Source organism: Devosia psychrophila (assembly GCF_000971275.1).
Lineage (GTDB): Bacteria > Pseudomonadota > Alphaproteobacteria > Rhizobiales > Devosiaceae > Devosia > Devosia psychrophila.
Window position 1 is genome coordinate 1 of sequence record NZ_LAPV01000079.1, and the last position, 1,642, is coordinate 1,642.

1 protein-coding gene and 1 pseudogene are annotated in these 1,642 nt (G+C 57.9%); one reads left to right on the forward strand and one right to left on the reverse strand.

Features of this window, described 5'->3' with window-relative positions:
* Positions 1 to 63: 63 nt before the first annotated feature.
* A complete protein-coding gene (locus WH91_RS06775) occupies positions 64 to 1,128 on the reverse strand; it encodes a helix-turn-helix domain-containing protein (protein WP_046170243.1) in 1,065 nt (354 codons plus the stop codon).
* Between the two features lie 205 nt (positions 1,129 to 1,333).
* Between WH91_RS06775 and WH91_RS06780 the strand changes: the two are divergent.
* A pseudogene (locus tag WH91_RS06780) lies at positions 1,334 to 1,642 on the forward strand (CBASS oligonucleotide cyclase); the annotation flags it as partial.

A 1,642-nucleotide genomic window follows, 5' to 3' on the forward strand; every position in this document is an offset into this window, starting at 1 on the left:
GAGGAGAGCGGCGCGTTCGAGATCGATCAACACTGAGGTATCGGACACAAGGATCGGCACAAGTCAGCCCGCCACTTGATCCAGGCGTTTGTCGAGTTCGCGCACGGATATCCCCAGAAGCTCGGCGGCGCGAGACTCTGCAATTACACCCTCCGCCAAGGCCCGGTAACACAGCCTTTCGAAGCGTCTCGGTTCTTCCAACTCCGGCTTCATACTTCCGGGTTCCTCGTAGGGGGCTGATCTCCATCCCCGGTCCTTGAAGATCTTGAAAAGACGCGCGCAGGAAGCTTGGCTGATGATGCCAAGGTCCTTGCAACGATATGCCAGCGCTTGGATGCTCACGCCGAAACGCTTCTTGAGTTCCACCAGCTCGCCTATGCTGATGGACGATCGGTGAGCTCCCACCTCCGCACGCAATACGTCGGCCGGCATTAAAAAGGCACCGGCAAAACGATGTGCGGCCTTCTCTTCGTCCACTCCCCCGACGGGGGCAATCACCATGTGCCCGAGCTCATGGGCCAGATTGAAGCGTTTGCGCTCCGACCACGTGCTGCGCTTAATGACGATGACGCGCGCTGCGTCCCGATCCTTCCGCCGGACCTTTGCCGCTAACCCGTCAACATCTTCGAGATCGATGGACAAAACCTTGATTCCTCGTTCCTCAAGCAGCTCAGCGAGTTGGGGGATCGGGTCGTTGCCCAGTCCCCAATCCTCACGCACGGACCGGGCGGCATCCTCTGCGTCACGTATTTCGGCAACCGGGTGGGGCGCGCTACGCGGCTGCTCCCACTCCACGCTGCGCATTTGGAGTAAGTCTTCGACGGCCAGATAGCGTTCAAGCATATGGATGGCGCGGGCATGCACCGCCGCCTCTTCCTTCACCGACGTCCCCGTCCGCTTCCGGAAATCCACCCCTTCGAGCGTGAGTTCGTCTTCGTTGAGGAGGTATTCGACCGAAACCTCAAGCGCCTTCGCCATCGCGATCAGCACACGCGAACTGGGCATATCTTCGTTGCGTTCGTATTTCCCGATCGCTTGTGCAGTCACCAACCCGCCGATGGAGCCGGAAAGGCCACGCAGCGAGAGACCCGATGCGGATCGGGCGACCTTCAGCTTGTTTCCGATCATCGACGGTCTCCTTGTGCTTCGGTTTCCAAAAGTACCGTGATTTGTCTTTTTTGTAAACCGAAAGTCCTTGAAAAGTCCTTAACAACACCTAAATATGTCCTCGCTCGCTTCGAGTCGGACCATTTTGTAAACCGATGCCAAGCGCGTAAGGTAAGGGTCGGCCTTCTCTCCGACCGTTGGCGCGTCACCGCGGCAAGGAGGAATGATGGCACTCAACAATACCCAGTTGCGCTACTACGACAGCAATATCCTTCGCCTGCCGGCGGATAAGCGCAAGGAATATCACGCCCAGGTCGACCGTCTGATCGACGAGCTCTGCAAGAGCGTGCGCAACAAGACGGAAATCAAGATCACCAATATCGTGAAGGCGGCTCCCTTCGCGAAATATACGATCTTGCGCAATACCGCGTTCGATCCAGTCGAGGTGGAAGGGGTTCGCTACAGCTCGGGACGCGACGCAGCCAAGGTAACTCACTTTCGCCTCAGGGGGACGAGTTGCGGACTGTTGAGAGAA